The 24,540-nt window shown below is 40.7% G+C and carries 24 protein-coding genes and 1 pseudogene; 19 read left to right on the top strand and 6 right to left on the bottom strand.

What is annotated here, in order from left to right; genetic code table 11:
* From FTU64_RS09080 to FTU64_RS09010, 15 genes and pseudogenes are all read left to right on the top strand, one after another.
* Positions 1-92 (top strand): annotated as a pseudogene (locus FTU64_RS09080) (IS5/IS1182 family transposase); the annotation flags it as partial.
* Positions 93-465: 373 nt separating this feature from the next.
* Entirely contained in the window at positions 466-2,250 is a 1,785-nt protein-coding gene (locus tag FTU64_RS09075) for an IucA/IucC family siderophore biosynthesis protein (RefSeq protein WP_180059622.1), read from the top strand.
* Positions 2,243-3,700 (top strand): lysine N(6)-hydroxylase/L-ornithine N(5)-oxygenase family protein, encoded by a 1,458-nt coding sequence (locus tag FTU64_RS09070; RefSeq protein WP_180059621.1) that lies wholly within the window; start codon positions 2,243-2,245, stop codon positions 3,698-3,700. Before FTU64_RS09075 ends, FTU64_RS09070 begins: the two co-directional genes overlap by 8 nt.
* Positions 3,700-5,535: an IucA/IucC family siderophore biosynthesis protein gene (locus tag FTU64_RS09065; protein ID WP_180059620.1), complete on the top strand. Its 1,836-nt coding sequence runs from the start codon at positions 3,700-3,702 to the stop codon at positions 5,533-5,535. Before FTU64_RS09070 ends, FTU64_RS09065 begins: the two co-directional genes overlap by 1 nt.
* A gap of 54 nt (positions 5,536-5,589) precedes the next feature.
* Positions 5,590-6,222, top strand: a complete 633-nt coding sequence (locus FTU64_RS09060) for a GNAT family N-acetyltransferase (protein WP_180059619.1) — start codon at positions 5,590-5,592, stop codon at positions 6,220-6,222.
* Positions 6,219-6,611 carry a hypothetical protein gene (locus tag FTU64_RS09055; RefSeq protein ID WP_078190999.1) on the top strand — a complete coding sequence of 131 codons (393 nt, stop codon included), beginning with the start codon at positions 6,219-6,221 and terminating at the stop codon, positions 6,609-6,611. Before FTU64_RS09060 ends, FTU64_RS09055 begins: the two co-directional genes overlap by 4 nt.
* Positions 6,587-7,858, top strand: coding sequence for an MFS transporter (locus FTU64_RS09050; RefSeq protein ID WP_257222227.1), 1,272 nt, complete (start codon positions 6,587-6,589; stop codon positions 7,856-7,858). Before FTU64_RS09055 ends, FTU64_RS09050 begins: the two co-directional genes overlap by 25 nt.
* A gap of 15 nt (positions 7,859-7,873) precedes the next feature.
* Positions 7,874-10,141 (top strand): TonB-dependent receptor, encoded by a 2,268-nt coding sequence (locus FTU64_RS09045; RefSeq protein WP_180059617.1) that lies wholly within the window; start codon positions 7,874-7,876, stop codon positions 10,139-10,141.
* Positions 10,142-10,252: 111 nt separating this feature from the next.
* Positions 10,253-11,473 (top strand): MFS transporter, encoded by a 1,221-nt coding sequence (locus FTU64_RS09040; protein WP_180059616.1) that lies wholly within the window; start codon positions 10,253-10,255, stop codon positions 11,471-11,473.
* A gap of 236 nt (positions 11,474-11,709) precedes the next feature.
* Positions 11,710-13,881, top strand: coding sequence for a bifunctional mannitol-1-phosphate dehydrogenase/phosphatase (mtlD, locus tag FTU64_RS09035; RefSeq protein ID WP_180059615.1), 2,172 nt, complete (start codon positions 11,710-11,712; stop codon positions 13,879-13,881).
* A 190-nt stretch (positions 13,882-14,071) separates the two neighbouring features.
* The gene (locus tag FTU64_RS09030; RefSeq protein ID WP_180026280.1) at positions 14,072-14,746 is read left to right on the top strand and encodes a 2'-5' RNA ligase family protein; all 675 of its coding nucleotides are present in this window, start codon (positions 14,072-14,074) and stop codon (positions 14,744-14,746) included.
* Positions 14,743-15,264, top strand: a complete 522-nt coding sequence (cobU, locus tag FTU64_RS09025; RefSeq protein WP_180003751.1) for a bifunctional adenosylcobinamide kinase/adenosylcobinamide-phosphate guanylyltransferase — start codon at positions 14,743-14,745, stop codon at positions 15,262-15,264. The genes FTU64_RS09030 and cobU overlap by 4 nt, the downstream gene beginning before the upstream one ends.
* Positions 15,261-16,313 carry a nicotinate-nucleotide--dimethylbenzimidazole phosphoribosyltransferase gene (cobT, locus tag FTU64_RS09020; RefSeq protein ID WP_180059614.1) on the top strand — a complete coding sequence of 351 codons (1,053 nt, stop codon included), beginning with the start codon at positions 15,261-15,263 and terminating at the stop codon, positions 16,311-16,313. The genes cobU and cobT overlap by 4 nt, the downstream gene beginning before the upstream one ends.
* Positions 16,314-16,937, top strand: a complete 624-nt coding sequence (locus tag FTU64_RS09015; protein WP_180059613.1) for a histidine phosphatase family protein — start codon at positions 16,314-16,316, stop codon at positions 16,935-16,937.
* Positions 16,934-17,680, top strand: coding sequence for an adenosylcobinamide-GDP ribazoletransferase (locus FTU64_RS09010; protein ID WP_180059612.1), 747 nt, complete (start codon positions 16,934-16,936; stop codon positions 17,678-17,680). The genes FTU64_RS09015 and FTU64_RS09010 overlap by 4 nt, the downstream gene beginning before the upstream one ends.
* Positions 17,681-17,748: 68 nt before the next feature.
* On the opposite strand, the gene FTU64_RS09005 is transcribed toward FTU64_RS09010, so the two are convergent.
* Together FTU64_RS09005 and FTU64_RS09000 are read right to left on the bottom strand one after the other, a co-directional pair.
* The gene (locus FTU64_RS09005; RefSeq protein ID WP_171262654.1) at positions 17,749-18,459 is read right to left on the bottom strand and encodes an LrgB family protein; all 711 of its coding nucleotides are present in this window, start codon (positions 18,457-18,459) and stop codon (positions 17,749-17,751) included.
* Entirely contained in the window at positions 18,456-18,908 is a 453-nt protein-coding gene (locus tag FTU64_RS09000) for a CidA/LrgA family protein (protein ID WP_111884333.1), read from the bottom strand. Before FTU64_RS09000 ends, FTU64_RS09005 begins: the two co-directional genes overlap by 4 nt.
* Positions 18,909-19,005: 97 nt before the next feature.
* Between FTU64_RS09000 and FTU64_RS08995 the strand changes: the two genes are divergently transcribed.
* Together FTU64_RS08995 and FTU64_RS08990 are read left to right on the top strand one after the other, a co-directional pair.
* Positions 19,006-19,905 carry a LysR family transcriptional regulator gene (locus FTU64_RS08995; RefSeq protein ID WP_180011413.1) on the top strand — a complete coding sequence of 300 codons (900 nt, stop codon included), beginning with the start codon at positions 19,006-19,008 and terminating at the stop codon, positions 19,903-19,905.
* Positions 19,906-20,053: 148 nt separating this feature from the next.
* Positions 20,054-20,533, top strand: a complete 480-nt coding sequence (locus FTU64_RS08990) for a helix-turn-helix domain-containing protein (RefSeq protein WP_078191046.1) — start codon at positions 20,054-20,056, stop codon at positions 20,531-20,533.
* 82 nt (positions 20,534-20,615) lie between these two features.
* On the opposite strand, the gene FTU64_RS08985 is transcribed toward FTU64_RS08990, so the two are convergent.
* From FTU64_RS08985 to tusD, 4 genes are read right to left on the bottom strand one after another with little or no spacing between them, the layout of a single operon-like run.
* Positions 20,616-20,927: a TusE/DsrC/DsvC family sulfur relay protein gene (locus tag FTU64_RS08985; RefSeq protein WP_111884335.1), complete on the bottom strand. Its 312-nt coding sequence runs from the start codon at positions 20,925-20,927 to the stop codon at positions 20,616-20,618.
* A 48-nt stretch (positions 20,928-20,975) separates the two neighbouring features.
* Positions 20,976-21,263 carry a DsrH/TusB family sulfur metabolism protein gene (locus FTU64_RS08980; protein WP_078190986.1) on the bottom strand — a complete coding sequence of 96 codons (288 nt, stop codon included), beginning with the start codon at positions 21,261-21,263 and terminating at the stop codon, positions 20,976-20,978.
* Between the two features lie 13 nt (positions 21,264-21,276).
* Complete coding sequence (locus tag FTU64_RS08975) at positions 21,277-21,627, bottom strand: hypothetical protein (RefSeq protein ID WP_180059611.1); 351 nt, start codon at positions 21,625-21,627, stop codon at positions 21,277-21,279.
* A 45-nt stretch (positions 21,628-21,672) separates the two neighbouring features.
* Entirely contained in the window at positions 21,673-22,041 is a 369-nt protein-coding gene (gene tusD, locus FTU64_RS08970) for a sulfurtransferase complex subunit TusD (RefSeq protein WP_180054849.1), read from the bottom strand.
* Between the two features lie 314 nt (positions 22,042-22,355).
* On the opposite strand from tusD, the gene FTU64_RS08965 reads away from it, so the two are divergent.
* Positions 22,356-22,952, top strand: a complete 597-nt coding sequence (locus tag FTU64_RS08965; RefSeq protein ID WP_168378645.1) for a phosphatase PAP2 family protein — start codon at positions 22,356-22,358, stop codon at positions 22,950-22,952.
* Between the two features lie 518 nt (positions 22,953-23,470).
* Complete coding sequence (locus FTU64_RS08960; RefSeq protein ID WP_180059610.1) at positions 23,471-24,478, top strand: SDR family NAD(P)-dependent oxidoreductase; 1,008 nt, start codon at positions 23,471-23,473, stop codon at positions 24,476-24,478.
* Positions 24,479-24,540 lie beyond the last annotated feature (62 nt).

The raw sequence follows: 24,540 nt of genomic DNA, 5'->3' as shown, positions 1-24,540 counted from the left end.
TTAGAGGAATTGCCACAAGATACGATAAGCTAAAACGTAACTATCAAAGCGCTGTTGCTTTAGCTTGTATATTTATATGGTTGCCTCTTTAGCTCAATTTATCGGCTGTAAATGTCAACACACCCTAGTTTAAGTTGCACAATGTGATAATTTGGCTAAAAAATAAGCAATTCGATTCATTTGTTCTATGCTAAATGAGAAAATTATCATTTAGTTCCATTTCAGAAAATTGTATAAATAAAAACAGAAAAGTTCATATCAAAAAAATTAATTTTTAAATACATAGAGATAAGACCAAATTTGCAATCCTGTAGCAAATCTTCACAAAAATGCAATTATTAATAATAATGATTATCATTAACATAGTTTCACGCTGGCCAGCGTACTAAGCATGACTTGCACAGTTAAAGAAACATAATTACATGACAAAGCTTGGAAAAGCTTAAAAATAGAGGATATGGTCAGATGAAAGAGCTTGCTAATCGCTTGGCGATGCAGCATCTTGTCAATGCATACTCACAAGAAACCGGTAAAGGTATTTTGCTGGAAAAGTATCAACAGAATTCATCACAATTGACGTTTAGCCAAGGCTTGACGTTGTTATGCATCCCTTTAGATTGCATTCAATCACAGTTATTTGTACCACTATCTTATGTCAGCCTTGTTGGTAGACATCGTCTTGCAGATCTCCCATACGTTTTTAATAAAGGACAGAAACTGTCATTTAGTATCACCGCGATCGCGAGTTTATTGCTTGAACAGCTCGTACAAGAGTCAGGTCATACACTGGATGCTTCATCATTATTAGAGCGTTGGATCGAAAGTCGTGAAGCGCTTACACAATTTTTGACACTACGTGAACATGATTTAGAGGCCTTGGTCCAAGCGGAACAAAGTTTCATTGAATCAGAACAGGCCTTAATTTTAGGGCACAGCATGCATCCTGCACCGAAAAGTCGGGTTGGTTTTGTGCATGAAGATTGGGAAAGGTATTCGCCAGAAGCCAAAGGTCTCAGCCAACTGCATTATTGGTTGGTTGCTCCAGAATATATTCAAGAAGGTTCAGCTTTAGATCAAACTGTATCAACGCAATTGAAAAGCGAATTGCAATGGCATTTATCAGAAACAGATCAAGCACTGCTCAATGCCTATTCGCATTATAAGTTATTACCTTTGCATCCTTGGCAAGCACGCTATTTACAGTCAAAAGCATGGTTTAAAAACTTAAAAACCAAATTAAAAATTATCGACTTCGGCGAAAAGGGTTGGACATTTTCACCAACAACATCTGTACGCACCATGGCAAGTTTTGCGGCGCCGTGGATGTTGAAACCATCGCTATCCGTGATGATCACCAATTCAATCCGAGTCAATCTGGCCAAAGAATGCCACCGTGGTGAAATGACCCATCGACTTTGGCATTCAAGCCTCGGTGAACATATTTTACAACAATGCCCAACGCTCAAAGCGGTGAATGATTCTGCTTGGATGGCATTGAACATAGATGATGAAATCGTCGAAGAAACGATTTGTATCTTCCGTGATCAGCCTTTTAGTGAAAAGCAGCAGGTGAGTTGTATTGCATCATTATGCCAAGATCATCCTGCACAGCCGAAAAACCGTTTTAATGCCTTATTTGAACAGATTGCAAAGCAACAACCTGAACTTGATCAAAGTGCCATTGCGATCAATTGGTTTAAACAATTCTTAGCTATCAGTCTAAAACCACTGATGTATTTGTATCACCAATACGGAATGGCTTTTGAATCACATCAGCAAAATGTCTTGCTTGAGCTTGAACATGCAATGCCTAAATATCTATGGCTGCGTGACAATCAAGGCTTTTACTATATTGAAGAACTTGCAGGTGAAGTCTTAACAGCGTTTCCAGAGTTGGAAGAAAAAGCGCATGCCGTGGGTTCCAAAGCCTTTGTCGATGAGCGCTTTAGCTATTATTTCTTTGGTAATACTTTATTCGGCATCATCAATGCAATCGGTGCAACTGGGTATGTCACAGAGCAAGTGTTGATATCGATATTGCAAAATGAACTGTTGGCCTTACATCAGGCTTATCCAGAAAGTTCATTGATTCATTCATTACTGTATCAGCCAACCTTGCCGTATAAGGGCAATCTGTTGACGCGCTTGTACGAGCTGGATGAATTGATTGCCCCAGTCGATCAGCAATCGGTTTATGTACAGTTGCCAAATCCTTTATGTGTGGAACAGAAGGATGTGCAATATGCTTGATTTTATTGGGATAGGCTTAGGGCCATTTAATCTTAGTTTGGCGAGTTTGCTACATAAGCAAAATCATTTGCAGTATCAATTTTTTGAAAAGAAACCACAGTTCGACTGGCATGCGGGTATGCAATTGCCCAATACAGTGCTGCAAGTGCCGTTCATGGCCGATCTGGTTTCCATGGTCGATCCAACCAGTCCTTTTAGTTTTTTAAACTATTTAAAGACGCAGCAACGTTTATACAAATTCTATTTTTTAGAACAAGCGCAGATTCCTAGACGTGAATATAATCATTATTGTCAGTGGGTTGCAGATCAACTAGAGCATATTCAATATCAATCAACCGTAAAAGCCATTTATGCCCAAGAGCAAGGCTTTGAGGTCATGGTTGAGCAAGATGGACGTTTTCGACGTTATCAATGCCGAAATCTGGTCATTGGTTCGGGGAATGTTCCGCATTTACCACAGTGTCTAAAAGACATACAACAGCAATATCCGGAGCGCTGCTTACATTCTGCAAATTATTGCAATGCTGAGTTAAATCACTTGAAAGGTAATGTGGTTGTACTGGGGTCTGGCCAGTCTTCGGCCGAAGTCTTTATGGATCTGTTTGATCGTCAATATTTGCAGGATCAGACCACAACAGCGCAGTTTAAGTTGCATTGGCTGACCCGCTCGAGTGGGTTTTTCCCGATGGAATATGCACCACTTGGATTGGAGCATTTTAGTCCAGATTATACCGCGCATTTTTATCAACTAAGTCCCGAAAATAAAGCCGAACAACTGAAGCAACAAGGCTTGTTATATAAGGGCATCAGTGCAAAAACCATCCGTGATATTTACCAAAAACTATATTATCGGAGCATTGGTCAAAATATTCAACAGACGCATTTACATGCTCAGGTGGGTTTGGTTGCTGCCGAGCCGCATGGCGCGGGCATCCGTTTGCAGTTTCAGCATAAAGTCACGGCAGAACAGTTCTATCTAGATGCGGACTTAGTCGTGGCTTCAACGGGATATCACAGTCCAGAGTGGCAATATCTCAAATATCTAAAACCACTGATTCAATGTGATGAATTCGGCCGCTGGAAAATCAGTCAGGACTACCGCGTACAGCATGACGCTGTCGGTGAAATTTTTGTTCAAAATCAGGAAATGCACAGCCACGGTGTAGGAACTCCAGATTTAGGGTTGGGTGCTCACCGTGCAGCAGTCATTGCCAATCAATTATTGGGTTTTAACTTATACGATTTGAGTGATCAAGCTCAAAGTTTCCAACATTTTTCACCCAGTGAAAATGCTGAAATGCACAGTATGGGCATTGTGAAGAAATCAGCGCCAACCAATATCCAAAGACCTTTATCCGTTAAAAAAACCATTGCCAACTATGCAATGAACCGCAATACGACCATGCCGAATAAGCAAGAACAGAATACGGTTAAACTCGAGAAATTATAATGACATTTGCAAAATTACAGATAAATCAAACACAGTGGCGCCGTGCAGGGCAAAGACTGATTGAAATGGCGATTGCTGAATTTTTATATGAAGAAATTATTCAGATTCAGCAAGTGGAAAATAACACTTGGCAACTCAAACTGGATGATAAAACGTATCAATTTGAAGCGACTCAGTTTCTGCTTGGGCATTGGCGTATTGTTGAAGGGAGCGTTCGAGAGTTAAGTGAATCGACAACAGAGCCCGCATGGAATCTGCATGAATTTATTCGTGCTTTTTCAAATCAAGCTGAGGTGAAACCATTTACCAAGGCATATTTGATTAAAGAAATGAACAATACATGGTTAGCAGAAGCCCATGTTTTTGATGAACAGCGATTGCTGAGTCATGCTGTCTTGTCAGCGCCACACTATCAAATTGAAGGCATGTTACGTGGACACCCATGGCTCATTATGAGTAAAGGCCGTATGGGCTTTGGCTATGATGATTATTTAAGCTCCGCACCAGAGATTTCTCCAACGGTCAAAGTCTTATGGTTAGCTGTTCATCGTGATTTAGCTGAGTTTCGTTCGACCGAGGCTTGGGATGCGAAAAGCTTATATCGCCATGAATTGAATTCTGCGCAATTACACGATTTTCAACAGCAATTGGCGGACAACGCCTTAAATGCTACTGAGTATTACTTTATTCCTGTACATGCATGGCAATGGCATCAGTGGTTAATCCCGACCTATGCCAATGAAATCGTCGATCAGCGCATTGTAGAGCTGGACATTGGACAAGATGACTATGCGCCAATGCAATCAATTCGTACTTTATGCAATACCAGTCATCCTGAACGTCATTATGTAAAGTTACCTGTCAGTATCTTTAATACGGCGGTATATCGAGGTTTGCCTTCAAAACGAAATTTAGCTGCACCTGCGGTGACCGCTTGGCTGAAGGACATTCAACATCATGATGTAGACCTGCAAAAAACACAGGTAGCATTTTTGGGTGAAGTTGCAAGTTTAACTTTGCAACAGCCATGTTTTGATCAGATAGACGGTGCGCCTTACCAATTTAAAGAATTGTTTGGTTGTTTATGGCGTGAAAGTGTCGAGCCATGTATTGGTGAACACCAGTTAGCACTTTCCCAAGCAGCATTGTTGCATCGAGACATAAATGGTCGGTCTATTTTATCCGTGTTGATTGAGGCTTCAGGTTTTACCCCTTTGCAATGGCTGAAACGTTTTGCTGAAGTTTGTGTAACACCGCTACTGATTTGTTTATACAAATATGGTTTGGCTTTTTCTCCCCACGGTGAAAACACCATGTTGATCCATGAAAATGGCTTACCGAAAAAAATGGTGCTGAAGGACTTTATTGATGATGTCAATTTAGTTGATGAAGATTTTCCTGAACTCGAAAATTTACCAACTGAAGGGCAAATTTTACTGCGCCATCCTGCTGAAGAACTTAGTCACTTTATCTTTACAGGTTTGTTCATGGTGCATTACCGCTATATCTCTAATGTCTTCCTTGAAGATTATCCACAGCATACAGAACTTGAGTTTTGGCAAACCATCTCCACCGTGATTGACGAATTTCATCAGGCACATCCTGAATTGGCAGATCGTATTGAAAAATTCAGTATGTTCCGTCCACGTTTCGAGAAAATTTGTCTGAACCGTGTTCGACTGTTTACCACCAGTTATAACGACGAAGCAGAACGACCAGTACCTGTATTTTTAGATCCTATTGCAAACCCTGTGAGTCCAAGCACTTTAAATCAGTGGGCGAAACAACAGCATACCGCCGAACAGAAAACGACAACTAATCGTATTGCGTCATAAACAGATTTTTGAGCTAAGAACAGAAAAGATTAAACAAATTTAAAGGACGACATCATGACAACGTTATCACAACAACTACCTGATTTTTATGAATACCATGAGAATGAGACGCAATACTACTTACGACAAATGCAATATCCAGAAGATATGGCTTTGGTTCATAAATGGATGCATGAACCGCATGTTATTCCACAGTGGCAGCTCAATAAGTCAGAAACTGAACTAAAAGTGTATTACGAAAAAATGCTGGCAGATGATCATCACCGAATTTTGATTGTAGGAGTCAATGGTGAAGATGTGGGATACACAGAGATCTACGAAGGAAAACGGGATCGTTTAGGTTTGTACTACGACGGTGATGAGCTTGATCTAGGTTGGCATTTGTTATTTGGTGAAAAGTCCGTTTTTGGTAAAGGTTATTTACGTCCCGTCATGCGTTTATTGAGTTTTTATATCTTTGAAAATGCCGCATCAGCCAAGATTGTGGGAGAGCCTGATCATAGTGTGAAGCCTTATGCCGTCGTGGTTGAAGACATGTGCTATGAAGCGCAGCGCCTAATCCCAATGCCTGAAAAGACCGCCATGTTGTATTACTGCTTTAGAGAAACATTTTATTCAAAATTTGGTCATTACTTAAACGACTCCAAGGCATTTCAGCATCAGCAACTAGCTAAGGCGGTGTCATGAGTTATCGCTGCACCCACATGCACATACTGGACATGCGCTTTTCAGCGCATGTTTCAGTGGAAGAGTTTGAACAATGGTTGACTCAAGTTGAGCGCTTTTTTCTGAAAAGTCAGCCCTTTGTTTTGGTTATGCAAACGGCTGAGGGAACGACTTTTCCTGAAGAATATCGGCAAATACAGGCCGTTTGGTACAAGAAGTTTAAACATCTCTTTTTTCAATATTGTTTGGGTCTGGTGCGTATTGCGCAAGATCCAGATGACTTCAAACGTTTAAATACACCCGCGCTGCATGCAGCGTGGCGTGTGCCTTATTACGTTTCATTAGAACAGTCTGATGCGCTGCAATGGGCAGTGCAGAGGTGGATATGCAACAACACTCAAGAAAATTAAATCATGCAATTTCACCATCTCAAATTTCAGTCCTGAGTTTGAGCGTCGTGATTATTTTGTACTTAGCACATGCATTGCCTTTGTATTTTTACAATGTGGCTTTGCCTGCCATTTTACGACATCAAGGGGTAGATTTACGCTGGATCGGCATGTTATCGCTGCTTTATATTCCATGGGCATTCAAGTTTTTTTGGGCGCCTTGGATCGATCAGCTCTATGTCAAAAAACTCGGTAAACGTAAAACATGGCTGTTGTTTACGCAAATCGCATTGGTACTGGGGGTACTGGTTTTAGCCTTTACGCAGTTTTCTTATGGGCTGACTTTATTTGTCATTGTTGGTTTATGGATTTCAACGTTTGCGGCAACGCAAGATATTGCGATTGATGGTTATACCGTAGAGAAATTTACCGAAGGCAATTACCGTCTGGGCAGTATGGCACAGAGTATTGGGGTGGCCGTCGGTAGCATGCTTGGTGGCGCTGCAACTTTATGGATTTACCAATATTGGGGTTGGCAGTCAGCGCTCACAACTTTATCGCTGCTGACATTTTTAACCATGTTTGCTGTGTTTTTTATTCAAGAAGAACCACTAACTCAAATTGCCAAAGCCAAACCAAGCCTACGACAAGCGTTTAAACGACCTGCGATTCGTTGGGCCTTGCTGCTCATCGTTTGTTATCGCGTGGTGGAAGCACCCGCTATGGCAATGCTGAATCCCATGTTGATCGATCAAAAATGGTCACTGTCTCAGATCGGGGTGTTGATGTCTGTGGTCGGTGCCGGTGTCGGTCTGATTGCAGCTGTTAGTGCAGCTGTATTGCTGAAAAAAATCAAAGCGACGCAATTGTTGGTCTGGGCAGGATGGTTACGTACATTGCTATATGCCGTCATTGGGGCAGCCGTTGTATTGGAGTGGTTGAATCAATGGCATCTGCTTTTAGGTCTATTTGTCGTGTTGATGCTAGCCATTCGTTATATCGCCATGACATCACTCTATGCCTATTTCATGCAGACCAGTTCTAAAGAACAGGCGGGTACCGATTTCACCATATTAGTGTGCTTTGAATTGCTCGTTTACTTCATTGGCGGTGCATTTTCAGGCTTTCTCGCAAAATCATTAGGCTATGGACATTTTTACTTGGTATTGGCAATTGGCTCAGTAATCAGCGTCTTAATTAGTCAGCGCATTGTTTTAAAAACACAAAATTTTAAAACTCAAACACTTCCGACTCAATCGGAACTCTAAGAAATGGAAAAGAATATGAAACGTTTAGCTCTACCGATGCAACTGACTTGTCTCAGCTTAGCAATTTGCACTCAGCTTTATGCGCAAGACGTCACGACAGACACTGCACAAAATACTGCAGTTGAAACACAAACTGCAGAAGCTACTAAAATGGCACCGATTGTTGTGACGGCAACTCGTTCTGCGAAAAGCATTGCAGATATTGTGGGTACGGTGTACAGCATTCCTAAAGAAGAAATTGAAAAACAAGCCAATGCAGGTAAAAGCACAGCTGATATTGTCGGTTTATTGGTGCCATCACTGACTCCATCAAGTGGTACAACGTCTAACTATGGGATGACCATGCGTGGACGTGTGGTGCAATACATGATCGATGGTGTGCCGCAAACGGGATATCGTGATGGATCTCGACAACTGGCGAGTATTAGCCCGTCGATGATTGAACGAATTGAAGTGGTCTCTGGTGCAAGTAGTATTTATGGTTCAGGTGCGACAGGCGGTATTATCAATATCATCACTAAACGAGGTGGATCAGAGCCGCTGAGTTTTGAAACAAAAGTAGGAGTCACTTCTGGTAATAACTTTAAGTCCGATGCGCTGGCTTATGAAGCTGCGCAAACCATGAATTTTAATCAAGGCAATTTACGCGGAACTTTAGGTGCAAGCTATACCAAACGTGGCGAAATACAAGATAGCCATGGCAACCGTATTGGACCTGAAATTGCGCAAACAGACCGTCAAGATACCGACACTTTAGATCTAAATGGTCGTGTCAGTTGGAAAATTGCCGATGGTCAAACGTTGAGTTTTGGCGCGCAATATTATAATGATGAGCAAGATAGTGATTATGGACCTGACTATGGTCCAAATTTAAATGCGCTGCGCTCACAGCCCGTGGGTGGCAAGCTGCCGTTGTCATTAAATGCAGTAAAGGGCTTACTACTTGCTGAACAACCACAAACTGAACGTTATAGCGTCAACGCACAATATGAAAATCAAGATATTTTAGGCCACCGTCTAAACGCTGAAACCTATTATCGAAATGAAAAAGCACGGTGGTTCCCATCTGCACGTCAAATGGCACCTGAACTCTTCTTGGTGTATCAGTCAGAAACCGATATCGATGTTTTAGGCGCGCGTGTTGCTCTACAAAAAGATCTTAACTTAAATGGTCGTGAACTGGGTTTAACCTATGGTGTGGACTATGAAAATGAAAAAGATCAACAAAATATCCAAATGTATGACAGCGCAACGTTTATTCAAAGTAATGGTTTGAGTTATCAGCCGTTTAACTACTATGCCTTTGGCCCAGATGTTGAAACAGAAAAACTTGGCGTATTTGCCCAAGCGCAATATGAATTAACCGACCGACTTGGCTTACAAGCAGGCATTCGCCATGAACGTGTAGAAAGCGATGTCGATTCATCTGTGCCTTATATGGAAGCAATTACTGCAGATTTAACCCCAGGTTATGTGGCGAAAACACTGAATGGCGGCAAAGTAAAACATGATGCAACGCTGTTTAATGTTGGCGCGGTGTATCACTTAACAGATGCACAGCAAGTGTTTGCTAATTTCTCACAAGGTTCAAACTTGCCCGATGTGCAACGTATGCTGCGCGATGTGCCGGCAAATTCTGTGATTAATAGCCAAACCATTGACCCGATTAAAGTCAATAACTATGAACTCGGATGGCGTGTACAAAATGCCGGTGGTTTAAATGCAGGCGTGACGGCTTTTTATAATGACTCAGATAAAAGCCTGAAATTTGGTGCGCCGAATTACACCATTGATGTTATTGATACCGATGAGCGTATCTATGGTGTCGAAGCCAATGCCAGTTATGAAGTTCAACCAAATTGGACGGTTGGCGGCACAGTTGCATATACCACGGGCCAATTTAAAAATACCCAAGGTGACTGGCAAGAATTGGATGCCATTCGTGTGGCACCTTTAAAAGGAACAGCATTTTCAGAATGGCAGTTTGATAATGACATGAGCCTACGTGTTCAAGCTTTAGCGATTGGCGGTACAGACAAAGCCCAAAAAGATGCTATGAAATATGGATCTGCTCCAGCAGCGGCAATTAAAGGCTTTGCAACGATGGACGTGATTGCCAATGCAAAAGTAGGACCGGGTAATGTGGGCTTTGGTGTCTACAACGTGTGGAATACGGATTATAAGTCGGTGTACAGCCAGTCGGTTGAAACTGTCTATGGCCCAATTTCTAGCCTAGCTGCACAAGGTCGTACCTACGGTTTAAGTTATACAGTGAAATACTGATTTAAATCCTGAATCGTGTTTAAAGCACGGTATCGTGACTTACAAAATAGAGGTGGCTTAAGTCACCTCTATTGTTTATAACGTAGCCATTAAAAATGGATAACAAAAATAATGGATCGAAATAACAAACTGTTTATTGCTGCCAGTCTTGCCAATGGTGCAAGTTTCTCGATGATATTGCCGCTGTTGGCGCCATTGGTTCGTGAGTTAAAACTTTCTGAACTACAAGGCGGCGCGATGGTTTCCGTCGGTGCGCTGCTGATGGCCATCGGTGCCATTTACATTTCAAAAAATCAATCCAAGTTTTCGATATATCAACTGTTGAGTATCGGTTTTGTGGGCATGGCTGTGACATGGGGGTTATTTACAGCCGTGTTGATGTATGGCCTTACTGTTCAGATAGGGATGTTGCTGCTGTTTAGTTTATTGATGTTGTCACGCGCAGCGACTGGGGTATTTATGGCGATGCCACAGATTGCCTTGCAAACTTATGTGATGACCCGATTTAGTAATGAGCAACAGCGTTCACAAGCGATGTCAAAATTTGGTGCATTAAACAGTGCAGGCGTAATCATAGGGCCATTTCTAACAACCTTACTGTTGGGCTTTGGTGGAATCATGACGCCACTGTGGGCTGCAATTATTATTTTAGCGTTGATTTCTGTGGTCTTGGTGTTCAGCTTTGACCGACATACTGAACAGCATAGTGTTGAAAAGCCAGTGACAGCTAAGGATGAGATACCATCTACGGTTTTGAGCATTCAGCAATGCTATCCATGGTTAATGTTGGGATTCAGTCTCTATCTTGCCATCGTGACCGTGAATTTAACGGCAGGGTTTTATATTCAAGACCGTTTTAATATGACTGCTGCAGAAGGCGCAGTGCATTTTGCAGAGTGTTCTCTCGTCGTAGGTATTGCTTTGGTGGTTATGCAAACGCTGATTTCTAAGTATTTAAATTGGTCTGTATATCGCTTACTTTGGGTTGGGCTGTTTAGCATGGCTGCAGCATTGCTAATTTCGGTTTTCACCACTGAATTACGGATTTTCCAAGCCACATACCTGTTATATGGTATATCGGTTGCGTGTTTAATCCCTGCATTTACAACGGGTGCAGCGCAAACAGCGCCAAGTGCGTTACAGACCAAGGTGGCAAGTTGGTGTACAGCCACTCAGGCTTTGAGCTTTGTTGTCGGGCCACTGATTAGTACGGGTTTATACCAGTGGCACAAAGAATTTCCGTATTATTTTTTATTTTTCGTGATGCTTGGTTTAATCGTATTCTTTTTATTTCAAACCAAAACACAAACCGTGAAGCGAGTGACTGAGTGAAATAAGCATCGAGTTGTATAAATACTTCGATAGGGCAGTGTGACGACAGGACCATCCTGACAACAGTGGGTTTTGATTACATGCTGTTACTTGATCAGCGATTGATCTTACAAAATAGATTTTGAAAGCAAGCCTATTGGTTGAAAAATAATCACAATTGTTTCATTAATTCTCAAAGTACTGAATCAATAGTTTTCTCCGTTATTCTTTTCACATAGAAAAATAACGGAGGTTAAATGCTTAAATTTAATAATGATTTGGTTCTGGGCGCCATTTTTGATATGGATGGAACAATGTTTGATACTGAACGTTTACGGTTTCAAACATTGAAACAGGCATCTCTTGAATTGACCGGTGTTGAGTTTTCCGAATCGTATCTGATGAATTGTTTGGGGCTAAGTGCACAAAGCGCGCATCGATTGGCCCAAGCCGAATATGATGAAAACATTCCATACGCAGATATTCGCAAACGTGCAGATGAATTAGAGCTGGAGCATGTTCGTCAGTTTGGTGTCCCGATCAAAAAAGGCTTGGTTCAAGTATTAGAACGCTTACGCAAGTCAGGACTACGGATGGCTGTAGCAACATCGAGTCGCCGAGCAATCGCAGAAGAATATCTCATCAATGCCAATGTGTATAAGTTCTTTGATGTCTTAGTCTGTGGTGATGAAGTTGAAAATGGTAAGCCGCATCCAGAAATATTTATACGTGCTGCCGCAAAGCTGAATTTAAGTCCTGCTGATTGTTTGATGTTTGAAGACTCTGAAAATGGTGTGACTTCAGCCTTTGACGCTGGCGGTATTACCGTACTGTTTAAAGATATTAAATCACCCAATGAAAACATGCTGTCCAAAGCCAAATATTATTATGAATGTATGTATGACTGCTTGACGGAACTTGACCCGTTCACCGCGCATTTAGAGATGCCACTTGTGCAAGAGGCTTTTCCACAAACCCTTAATCAGCTCACTGTTGGTATTCATGGTTTTGGGGCGATTGGTGGTGGTTATTTAGCACAAATTTTGTCGCATTGGGATGGTTATACTCGCCCGAAAAAAATCTATGCTTCGACACGTAACCCTTTATATCGCTCTGCGGTCAATGCATTTGGTACCTATAGTATTCGCTATGGTCAATTGTCTTATGACGAACGCATTGAAAACATGGCAGTCATTGATGCTGAAAATATTCAGCAGATGCAAGAGATGTACACAGAGTCAAGTTTGGTTGCCATCTGTTTGCCTGAAAAAGCGATTGCAGAAGAGGCCAAAACCATTGCACAAGGCCTGTATGCACGACATATTGCACATGATGAGAAAGCCATCGAACCTCTAACGATGCTGATCATTTTGAACAAAGTCGGAGCAAAACAATTATTAATGTCACATTTAAAACAGGCTTTAACTGAGCTTGCTGGAGCGGTTGTTGCAGAGAAAATCATGCAACAACACTATTTTTGCGATACCGTAGTCAACCGCATGGTATCTAAGTTAAGTGACCAAAACTTATATCGTCAGCTCCGTATAAAATATAATATCTTCAAACAATTTCAATTAGATGAAGTTGAAGTGGATGCTCAATTAGACTTAGAAGATGCGACGAAATTAAATCCTGATCAGGAACGTCAAGCCACTTTATATGTTGAGGATATGCGCCGAAATTTCCACCCAAGTCATATATTGCAAAGCATGGATTTAATTTTATTTAACGCAGAATCTGACATGCCGATCTATGTAGAAAATAACAGTCCTTTGTTAGAAAAAATGCGTCAAATGATTTTGGTCGATCATATTGAAGATATTCAGCTAATCAAAAATCGCTTATGGAATGGCGTACATGCCATGTTGGCTTGGCAATCTGCACTGTTCAATCATCAAACCATAGGTGTGGCACTTGCAGATCATCGTGTTGATCAATTTATGCATGAACTCATTGACGAGGTGCAGGCTGGTTTAGCACTGCGCTTACCAAATCGTGCTTTTGATTTAACACGACTGGCAGAAAGCTTTATAAACTCTTGTGAACATGCGTATAAAGATCCATGTGCGCGTGTGGCACGAGATCCTTTACGTAAACTTGCAATTAATGAACGAGTGTTGGGCTCGTTGGCGACCAATGTGAAATATGGACTGGAGACAACACATCTACAACAAGGGATTGTCTATGGTTTGATGTATGCCGTGAGTGTAAATCAATGTACGATGGATCAGGCTATCAACTTTATCCGGTTGCAATTTTCAGAACTGAAAAAGACCAACGAGCTTGAACAACTGGAACGTATTGAACAGATTGAGGCCAATGTAATGATACAGTTGCACCATTTTTCTGATCAGTCCACAGAGCAGTTCACATCTTGGAAAAACCATGCTGTAACGCAAGATCAAAAAGATACTGTGAAATTTGCCTAAAATATAATGCTTATCTGTGCGCAATGTATATTGAATCAAAATGCTGAGTATGACTCGGCATTTTTTTCTTACAAAGAAGCTTTAGATGAATGAATTTCAGCTTTAAATGAATATTACTAAATCAAAATTGGGCAAAGTCTGTTTTGATTCATGCTTTAATAAAGCAGATTGAATTTAAAGTGATTTATCTGTGTTTCTAAAACCTTCAACGCAAGTCGTACCTACGCTCAATCAGGATTATCCCGATTGGCATCAAGGTCGTCATCACTATGCTTTGTGGTATATAGAAATACAGGATCCTGAATTATTGGCATATCTCACAGCACTTCGAGCGCAGTTTTCAGATCTTTTATACACGCCGAATACGCGCCAATTTCATATTACCGTGTTTATTTGTGGTTTTTTTCAAGAGCTGAATAAAACCCAATTATTCGATCATTCTGAACAACGATGGAATGATAATTTCTCAGCAGATGAATTGGCACTGCACCAACAACAACTTCGACAGTTATCGCTATCTAATATTCGGTTATGTACAGGTCAGATCCATAGCTTTCAAAGCGCGCTGTTTATTGAAATTGTGGATTTAGAACGTAAGTTAGACCATCTACGTCAAGCTTTGAATTTTAGTTCGAATGAAATTGCACCGATCGAATATTGTCCGCATATCACATTGGGCTTGTATAAACAGGCGTGGAATAGCGATGATATTTTTGAAAGAATCCAACAAATTGAGCAGCACAGCTTTGATTTTGAAAGCGAGCAACTGACTTTTGGTCATTATCAGGCTCAAGTATTACAAGGGGCTTTGAGTCCTTATTATCAACATCAGTTCAGACAAAATATAGAGATGGCACAGTCATGATTCATTTCATTTTGGGTGGGGCGCGTTCAGGTAAGAGCCGACTTGCAGAACAAAAAGCCAAAGAAAGTGCTCAAGCCGTCATCTATGTGGCGACAGCACAAGCCTATGATGAGGAAATGCAGGAGCGAATTCAGCATCATCAAGCGGACCGACCTGAACATTGGGGGCTGATTGAAGAGCCTTTGTATTTAGCCGATCGCTTAGTTGAAATAGACCAAGCTCATCAAACCATTCTTATCGATTGTTTAACGCTGTGGATGAGTAATTTATTGCTGCATGAACAAGCAGATTTTCAACAGCAACAATGCCAAAAATTACTTACGGTGCTGCCAATATTAAAGTCAGACATTATTTTAGTCAGTAACGAAACTGGACTGGGCGTTGTTCCCATGGGACAAATCAGTCGAAAATTCGTCGATGAATCTGGGCGCTTACATCAACAAATTGGTCAAATAGCTGACCATGTGGTGTTTTGTGTTGCAGGTTTTCCAATGATCTTAAAAGGAGATAAAGCATGAACTGGTGGCAAGAACCCTGTCAAAATCCGAGTATCGAAGCTAAGCAACAGGCGTCAAATCACCAGTTACAGCTAACCAAACCTACGGGCTCGCTTTCAGAACTTGAAAATGTTGCGGTGCAACTTGCATCATTACAAAACACGGATCAACCCAATATCGATTTTCCATGGATTGCCATCTTTGCTGGTGATCATGGTGTGATGGAAGAAAATATTTCAGCCTACCCACAAGCCGTCACACGCCAAATGCTACAAAACTTCACGACAGGTGGTGCGTGTATTAGTGTCATTGCACGTGAGTATCAAGCCAAACTACAAGTGATTGACTGTGGTTCGGTGGGTGAAGCCTATGAATATGCAGGGGTAGAGCGCTACTGTATTGCAGCGGGTACGGCAAATTTTGCTAAAACTGTTGCGATGACCGAATCACAATGTATTGAAGCGATGAATCTTGGCCGTAAAAGTGTTGAAGATGCTATCGCTGCAGGTGCGTCTATTTATGTCGCAGGGGAAATGGGCATTGGCAATACCTGTTCGGCTTCTGCTGTCGCATGTTTTTTATTTAATGAGCCGGCCGAAAAACTGACAGGTGTTGGTACAGGTATTCGTGCTGAACAATTGGCACATAAGAAACAAGTGATTGATCAAGCTTTAGCTTTACATCAGGACTATGTCGGCCAAGATGTCTTTAAAGCTCTATGTGCTGTAGGTGGTTTGGAAATTGCCGCAATGGTTGGAGCATACATTCGCTGTGCGCAATTGGGTCTGGCAATGGTCGTTGATGGATTTATTAGTACGGTTTCTGCCTTGGTCGCTGTTCGTTTAAATCCTGCTGTACGTGAATGGATGCTTTTTGGTCATCAATCGGCTGAATATGGGCACCAGCGTTTACTTCAAGCCCTTGAAGCTGAACCACTCTTAAAGTTGAATTTACGTTTAGGTGAAGGCAGCGGTGCCGGTGCGGCCTTGGGTTTAATTCGTTTGGCATGTCGTTTACATAACAACATGGCGACTTTTGCACAAGCTGCTGTGATTGGTGAAAAAGTTTAAATGGAACATTTCCGTTTAGATATATTGCGTCATGGTGAGACTGAACTGAGCCATACCTTACGTGGCTCTACAGATGATGCTTTGACGCAAAAAGGTTGGCAGCAGATGCAGCAGACCATAGATGATGTATTGAACGTCATTCATACACACGGTTTAGCGAGCTGGGATGTCATCATTACTTCTGACTTACAGCGCTGCCGTTTATTTGCTTTAGATTTGTCTCAACAACTTAAACGTCCAATGTTTGAAAATGCGAAGTTTCAAGAAATTCATTTTGGCGACTGGGAAGCGGTATCAACCAAGCATATCTATGAAAACACTCCAGAGTTACTCGCACAGTTTTGGCAAAGTCCCAGCACATTTACGCCACCGAATGCAGAAAGTCTTCAGCAATTTCAACATCGGATATTAAGCGGTCTAGATGAGCTAGTCTTGCAGGCTCAACAGCATCATTGGCAACGCGTTTTATTGGTTTCCCATGGTGGCGTGATTAAATTATTAAAATGTATGGCACAGCAAAGTCATTTAGATGATTTATTAAAAATGACGGCTGAATTGGGACAATTAAATTCATTCATTGTGCAAAATCGTGCAAATATTCGTCTTTTGGAGCAAAGAGAATGACACCTTTTTGGATTGCTCTACAGTTTCTCACGACTTTCCCGATTCAACTTAAAGCGATGCCATCGAAACAGCAAAATGGACAGTCTTTGTTGTTTTATCCTATGGTGGGATTGTTGATCGGTGGCATTCTTGCCTTGCTTGCTTTCACATTTCACAGCCTGCCGATTATCTTACTCAGCAGTATTTTGCTGGTAGTTTGGATTTGGCTCACAGGTGGGTTACATCTAGATGGTTTAGCCGATACGGCAGATGCATGGGTCGGTGGCTTTGGCGATGCCGAGCGTACACTTAACATCATGAAAGACCCTGCATGTGGGCCGATTGGTGTGTTGAGCCTCGTCGTGATTTGCTTACTCAAATGGTCGGCGCTTTATGTTTTGCTACAACAGCAAATGTATTTGGCAATAGTTATATTTCCAGTATTGGGTCGTTTAGCCCCTTTATTTTTGTTTTTAACAACTCAATATGTCCGTGAAAAAGGCTTAGGCTCATCGATAGCAGCAACTATTCCACGAAAGTCGGCATACATGATCTTTATACTCTGCCTAAGTGCATGTTTGTATTTTAGCTGGACTGGAGTGGTGAGTATATTCGCGTTTATTTGTACTTTACTGTATTTGCGATGGAAATTTATTCAGCGTATAGGTGGTGTGACGGGAGATACAATTGGTGCAGCAATTGAAATCACAGAAGTGTCGAGTCTCTTAGCGTTTGTCATTGCACTACATTATATAATTGCTTAGTTTTTACAGTGAAATGACTTAACTCACAATTTAAAAAAAAGCCCAGCTAATGCACTGGGCTTTTTATTTTATCCTAATAGATAAATGACCAAATGAATAAGTGATGGCCCAAGTAATACCATAAATACTCCAGCAAGTACCATGCTCAGGCAGGCTGCAACACCTTCTTCTTTATGACGTGATAACGCCTTACTTGTACCAAATCCATGTGCAGCATTGCCAAGAGCCGCACCTTGCGCAAAGCGTGAATGCAATTTAAGCCCAGCCAAAACTAGGTCAGCCAAAGCCACGCCGGCAATCCCAGTAATCATGGTAAATAGAATCACCAATTCTACTGAGCCCCCAATATTTGAGGTAAGTTCCATGGCAAATGGCGTAGAAATGGAACGTGCCATCAAGCTATAAGACGTTTCTTGGTCAAATTGAAATAACTGTGCCAAATAAAAAGCACTAATAATCCCAGCTAACATGCCAATCACGATGCCTAAACTAATACTCAGCGCATGCTGACGGATAATTTGTCGATATTCATAGATGGGGATAGCAAAGGCCACAGTGGCCGGGCCGAGCATCCATACAATCCATTGGCTTTCTTGCATATAGGTGTCATATGAAATATGAAAGCAAAGCATGAGTATAATCAGCACAAACGGGACGAATAGTGCAGGGGAAAGAACCATATACGGTAACTTACGATGTAGCTTTTTCGCCAAAATATAACCGACAAGGGTCAGGACGAAAAACAACACTGAGATACTGTTCAACCCAAAATCGTTCATAAGGTTTTTCCTGCTGTGTTGACATCATGATCTGTCGCAGTTTGGTGTTTCGCTTTAAGTTTTGCCTCGAGTTTAAAGCCCCAATAAACCGTAAATGCTGTAAACACCATGACACAGACGGTACCCAGTACCACGGCTAAAATTAACTGCCAGCCAGAGCTGAGTAATAAATCTTGATATTTAATTAATCCAACTACACAGGGGATAAAGAATAGAACCAGTTCAGCCAAAATAAAATCTGAGCCTTGTTTGACCCATTGCATTTTAAATAAACCACTCAACAATGCAGCTAAAAGGAGCAATAAACCGATCACGCCAGCAGAGATCGGCAAGTTAAACCATGATTGAATGCAAGAGCCGATCCACCAGATCAATATCAATAAACTTAGCTGCGCTAAAGTCTTAAGAAACTGGGTAAATTTGGAAGTAGATTGTGGAAACGTATCCATGAGACAACAGCAGAATAGGAGATGACGCTATTTTAAAAGTGCATACCCTGTATAATTATGAATAATTAATTATTAATTATGCTTAAATGGAATAATAATGGACATTAAAAGCCTAAAAGTCTTTGTGACCATCGTACAAAAACAGAGTTTCAGTCATGCAGCTGAAGCGCTTTTTGTCACTCAGCCGACCATTAGTAAATTAATTCGTCAGTTAGAAGATGAGATCGGCGTGCCTTTATTTCATAAAGGAGAAGCAGGTCGAAAAAGGGAAGCACAGCTCACCTATATGGGAGAGCAGATTTATCAGCATGCTTTAGTGATTTTGAATGAACAACAACGGATGCTTGATACTGTCACCCAAGTTCGCGCCTTAAAACAAGGTAAATTGACTCTAGGTTTACCGCCATTGGCATCGGTATTGTTCAGTCAGTTAATTGCGCTGTTTCATAAAAAATACCCCAATATTGAACTGAGCTTTTTTGAGGTAGGGGCGACGGGTATTGAAAATGCCATTTTAAAAAAACAGGTCGATGTGGGAATTATTTTGGGTCACTTGAAACCGGTGTTAAGTGGTATTCCAGTGATGGAGTCACCTTTATGTTTATTATCTAAAAAAAACTCACAGTGGCGTAAGCGAAAAACCGTTTCGTTGATTGAATTAAAAGAAGAATCTTTTTTATTGTATGACGATACCTTCACACTCAATGACATCATTATACAGGCGGCAAATTACGTCGGATTTGAGCCAAATGTGGTGTGTAAAAGTAGCCAGTGGGACTTTATCGCCAAAATGGTAGATTCAAATGTCGGGATTGCACTCCTGCCTAAAATTTATTGTGAACAACTTGATGCGGCAAAATACCATATGGCTGAATTAGAAAATCCAAACCTAGACTGGAAACTCAGTATGGCCTGGAATACCACTGTTGCCATGAGTCCCGCAACGCGTGCATGGCTAGAAATCATTGAAGACAATAAAGACAAAATACATTTTTAGTTCATTCACAGATCAAGCCGATAAATAAATGATTGGAAATGAAGGTTGATTTATGATTTGTATATCAAAGATTATTGAAAAGGATTTTGCAAAATCAACAGGCATGAATTAAATTGGGTGTTGGTCGTTATTTTTGATGGTTCATAAAATGAAATGGGATGATATTGGTCAACAACCGTGTTCAATCGCTCGTGCGCTTTCAGTGCTAGGGGATCGTTGGACCATGTTGATTATCCGTAATGCATTTATGGGCATTCGACGTTTTGATGACTTTCAACAAAATCTCGGTGTGACGCGTCATGTGTTATCCGACCGATTAAAGCGTTTGGTTGAAGAGGGTATTTTAACCAAAGTTGCTTATGTCGAGCGTCAGGAACGTTTTGAATATCGACTGACTCAAAAAGGCTTAGACTTGTATCCAATCCTTCTAGCTATGACCCATTGGGCTGATCAATATATGGATCAGGGCTTAGGATCACCTGTTGAATATGTGCATCAGGCATGTGGGCAAAAATTTAAACCGGTTTTGGTGTGCTCATGTTGTGCTGAACCGATCCAAGCCAAACAGGTCAAACCGATATTTACCCAAGCCTATTACATCGCTCTCAACCAATTAAAACCTGCCTAAGCTGTTTTATGGCTTTCTTCAAGATGCTGATTTGCATCCATATAGCCAAAATAGCCTAAGCAGTATTTAGATTACTTTAAAATTACAAACAATTTGCAGGTTTAGGTATTCCCGCTAAACGACTTAAATGTCGAGCGACCAAACCGGTGTTAAATTTGTCTTGTAACACTGCATTATTAATATCAGCGCTCACGGTTTTCATTAAAAATTTAATGAGTGGGCGAGTTGCCGGTGAGTGACCAAACTGTTGATAAAACTGTCGTACAGCTTGTAAAACTTCAAAATGCCAAGGGCTTAACTCAAGTTCTAAACTTTTAGCCAGTTCTTGGGCAACAGCTTCATTCCAAATAGTGTAATCCACCAAATGGCCATCTTGGTCTAATTCAAGATTCATATTCATTCCAAAAGAGAAGATTGTAGAAATGGATCGCTTTTACTCAAATTATTTGAGTGAAATACATCGTTTAAATCTAAGGCATAGATCAGCAAAAGCGGCATAGTCGATCACTTTCATATGACTATAATTCATACTTTTACCTAAAATTTCAGCATCATTTTCAAGTACATAACATGTGCCAAATTGCTGAATTTGTTCATCTGCAATATGTAAGACTGCTTCACCCATCAGGATGATTGCATCTTCAGGGTTGATTAAACTGGCTAACTGCTGGATGTGCTGTAGGGTATTGGCATAGCTGGCTTGGACTAAATACAGCGTAGAATTTGACATCATCATTCCTCTTTTACCAATACAACACATGATCAAATTGTTGAATTAATTTAGTATTGAATTGAACAAACTCAAGTTCTTGTTCACTGTTGATTACAAATGGATGCTGTGAATTTTTTTGTTCAATATAAATCGGGGTGAGATCATAAAACTCAAAGCTATCAACCATGTTGGATGCGAGTTTAAATGCATGCTTGAGTTGACTAAACTCTTGTTCGGCTTGAAGTAGGCTCAGCGCAGCATCTTTGAGCAACACTTTAACGTCACAACCGAAGGTTGCAAGCACCATGGTCGCAGAAAGACTTTCATGTACTTGTAAGCTTGCAAGATTTGCATGGGTTAAAACAACCAGTACAGATTTCACGTAATTTTCCTTTTCAATGCTACAAATGCGCGGCAATCAAAATACTTAGAATTGCAATAAACGGTCTGCAGTTTGTACGGCATCGGCAAGTTCACCTAAGCCCACAAGTTCAAATTGCTCAGCTAGATTATGTTGCTGAATATTGTGACGCTGTGCATTTTCCTGATCTGTGATCCCACGTGCGAGCGCTGCACTTACGCAAACAGGTAAACGAATGCCGAGTTTTTGCCATTCACTACTGAGTTTGCGTTGATCATCTGGCACCCATTGCAGGGCATTTGCCACATTTACACCATCTTGATAGAAAAAAACTCGAAAGTTTTCGCCTTTTTGCTTCAGCGCTTGGGCAAGACCCAAAGCATGCCAAGCCAGTATCGAAGTGGGTGAGGAGGTAATTAGTAATAGAGTACTCATCGAAATTCACTAAATGAATAAACGGTCTAGATCGACAGTTTGTTCTGAGTTCAGAAGAAAAAGCTAGTATACAATGATTTACTCAATGATCTGAATATTTGCACAGTTTTGCTTATTTAGGCAGCGAAGTCATTGCAAATTTTTCTTCAAATAGAACGATTGGTATAACATTGGGTTTAATTTGGATTCAACCTCGAGCCATCACTTTTTCATAAATAAACTCTACGGTTACATACTGAAAAATCTTTATATGAATAAAACGCAATTTTTGATTTTGCAGAGTGCTATGATCTTTTCATTTTTTAAACCATCTCATGAATATAGAGAAATTTAACTTAAGTTTATTTAATTCAATCAATGCATCGGACAATGCTTTAGATTTCACTATTTCTTTTGCCATATTTATAGCCAATGATCTATTTTATATCGTGATTCTTTTGATGTTTTTGGCTTGGTTTAAAGGCAGTTTTGACACCAAAAAACAAATCGTTAAAGCCACTGTTTTTACAATTGTCGCTTTTCTTTTCAGCCAAGTGATTTCAAGTTTCTTTTACTATCCTAGACCTTTTGTCTTGGATGTTGGACGCACGATTATAGAACATTCACCGAATGGATCCTTCCCGAGTGATCACATGCTGTTTTTTAGCACGATTGCATTTTCTTATATATTTTCAAAGCAAAAAACTGTCGGCTATGTATTTCTCGCATTCGCTTTTCTTGTGGCGTGGTCGAGAGTCTATTTAGGTGTGCATTATCCAATGGATATGGCAGGGGCGCTGATCATTGCGGTTTTGCTGAATTTTGTTGGGCTGTCTTTATGGCGAAAATATGGGTTTTATTTGGTGAGCATGATCTTAAAAGTTTACGAGTTCCTATTCTCAGCCATGATCAAAAAAGGCTATATCCGCTAAATTAAGTTGCTTAGATATTTGCGATTTCAAACGTTTGCTGCTGTTATAGTTACATTGCCAACATCTTGCCAGATGAATATTTCTGATGATTCATCTGGCGTTCACATCCAGGTCCTATACCTCAAAAAATAGTCAGACTGCTCAATGCTATTTGCTCATTCGAGTAGATCACTTCTAATACTTTTTATTGCTGTGAAATATGCTTTCTAGTGCGATTATTTTTAAATATCTTCTTCTAAATGCGTTCACTCAAATGCCACGAATAATTGTGTTGTCTTCAAAATGAATCGCTAGCGAGGTCATTTGTCGTAAATCAAATACAGTTAATATCCATAACTGCAACACAGTCAAAATTCTAAAGCAGTAAGATAAAACTAGAATGCTCTTGCAGATTATTCGGCTCATGAAAAATGCTGAGGCGAAGTTTCAAAATTTAGATCTGTAGATAAGTTGGTGACGACACCAAGATGATGCCAAAGAGTTGTAAAAGCTTGATAACTATAAGGAGTATCTAAACAATGATTTTAGTGACTGGTGGTTTAGGCTTTATAGGTTCACATATAGCCTTGAGTTTAATGGCTCAAGGTCAAGAAGTCATTATTGTGGATAATTTATCCAATGCAAATTTACAAACACTTGAACGACTAGAATTTATTTCAGGCATGTATGTGCCTTTTGTCAAACTCGATATTCGCAATACTCCCGCACTCAATAAAGTATTTGAACAATATACCGTCGATGCAGTCATTCATACGGCAGGCTTTAAGTCATTGGAAGAATCCGTCCTTAAACCACTTGAATATTATAATGATAATGTCAGTTGTATCATGAGTTTGCTGCGTGCCATGCAGCGAACAGGTGTACGAACACTGATCCATTTATCAAGTTTGGCGGTATATGGTCAGTCTTCGGCAGATTTAACAGAAGACACAGAAATCAATTTTACTTATCCAAATCCCTATGTGAAATCTCAACAAATGGTGGAAGAAATTATACGGGATACCGCACGTACTGATAACGAGTGGAAAATTGCGATTTTGCGTTTAGGAAACGTCGCAGGTGCTTTCGAGCATGCAGTTTTAGGTGAGTTTGTAGCGCCATTGCCAAAAAATATCGTGCCACTAGCGATGCAAGTTGGGGCTTTACAACGAGATTTTATCGAACTTCGCAAACAAGCTAAAACTGGAGATGGTACTGTGGAACGGAGTTTCTTGCATGTACTCGACTGTTGTAAGGCGGTGTGGCAATGTTTGCAATGGTTGTCGCAGCAGCAATTCGCCTGTGAGGCTTTTAATATTTCAGGTGAGTTGGTTTCGATACAGCAACTATTAGATACGCTTTCAGAAGTAACTAAGGCCGAGATTAAGACTGTCGAATCTACTTTTTATCCAAGCCATGAATATGACCAGCTTGGGGCAAGTACACAGAAAGCGAAAAGTACTTTTGATTGGCAGCCTGAACAAGATTTAAAGAAAATGCTAGAAGATGAATGGCGTTTCTATCAACAAACATTAAGAGGGAATTAACTCGTCTTGTTTTCGGTAAATTTAATCATCGTGCATGATTTTCTTTATAAAATCACGATAAA

The sequence above is a fragment of the Acinetobacter sp. YH12128 genome (genome assembly GCF_013418655.1).
Lineage (GTDB): Bacteria > Pseudomonadota > Gammaproteobacteria > Pseudomonadales > Moraxellaceae > Acinetobacter > Acinetobacter amyesii.
This window is presented reverse-complemented; position numbering and strand designations above follow the sequence as displayed.